The sequence below is a fragment of the Mesorhizobium sp. M7A.F.Ca.AU.002.02.1.1 genome (genome assembly GCF_003998535.1).
Classification (GTDB): Bacteria; Pseudomonadota; Alphaproteobacteria; order Rhizobiales; family Rhizobiaceae; genus Mesorhizobium; species Mesorhizobium ciceri.
In genome coordinates this window covers 1-979 of record NZ_RZPB01001287.1, presented here as the reverse complement: position 1 = coordinate 979, position 979 = coordinate 1, and the positions used below count along the sequence as shown (strand labels likewise).

The 979-nt window shown below is 62.3% G+C and carries 2 protein-coding genes; both read right to left on the bottom strand.

Going from position 1 to position 979, the window contains the following annotated elements:
* Positions 1-445, bottom strand: a 445-nt coding sequence (locus EN879_RS37185; protein WP_164774908.1) for a PhnD/SsuA/transferrin family substrate-binding protein, incomplete at its 3' end; no start/stop codon positions are given.
* A 240-nt stretch (positions 446-685) separates the two neighbouring features.
* The gene (locus EN879_RS37180; RefSeq protein ID WP_013528709.1) at positions 686-871 is read right to left on the bottom strand and encodes a hypothetical protein; all 186 of its coding nucleotides are present in this window, start codon (positions 869-871) and stop codon (positions 686-688) included.
* Positions 872-979: the final 108 nt, after the last annotated feature.

Sequence of the window (979 nt, the reverse complement as noted above, 5' to 3'; positions counted from 1 at the left end):
CGAGCAGATTGTGCGCGCTGGTGCCCTTGCCGACACCGACGCGCTTGCCCTTGAGATCGGCGACCGACTGGATCGGCGACGCCGGCTTGACGAAGATCGCCTCGCCCTCGCCATTCGACGGCAGCGCTGCGGCATAGACGATGTTGGCACCGGCCGACTGGCCGAAGATCGGCGGCGCGTCGCCGGTCCAGCCGACATCGATGGCGCCGACATTGAGCGCCTCGACCAGCGGCGGACCGGCGGTGAACTCGACCCACTTGACCGTCACGCCCTTGTCTTCAAGTGCCTTCTCGATCACCTGCTGCTGCCTGGCGATCACCGGCAGGCCGGTCTTCTGATAGCCGATGCTGAACTGCTTCAGCTCCTGCGCCGTGGCGCCGGACGACACGGCAACCGTCGCCGCCAGCAGGCCGATGCCGAAAACACGTCTCGTTAGATTGAACATTGATCCCTCTCCTTCGCTGCGGATCGGCGCCGGAAATGGCCTCGCCGGTTGGAAGATGGATGAGGCTAGGTAATTCTATAAATTTAGTAGAGGAATGATTTTGCGAGTTAGAGGGGAGAATGGGAATTATCTTCTTTGGCTACCTGGAATTCGTCATCCTGGGGTCTGCGCTGCGTCGCTTCGCCCTTGCTCGCCCTAGGATGACGAAGACGCGGGGGCTAGTGCCAATCGCCAATCCCCTCACTGCGACCAGTACTGCCAGGCCCAGTAAAAACTCTCGTCGCGTGGCGGCAGGCGGTCGCGCTCGGCGTCCCAGCGGACCGGCGTTGGCGATTTCGGTTGCTGTTCAAGCGGCTGGCTTTCCCTGGTCCAGGCGAGAAGCCAATTGCCGGCTTGGGCGAACAGCACGGCGGTGGAATGGGTCATCGTCATTCTCTCCTGCTCTTCTGATTCCCAATCATTCGCGTCCCGCCCACGGGACGAGCACGCGCTCGATCCTGCGGAGGGTGAATTCCAGCACGAAGGCAATGGCCG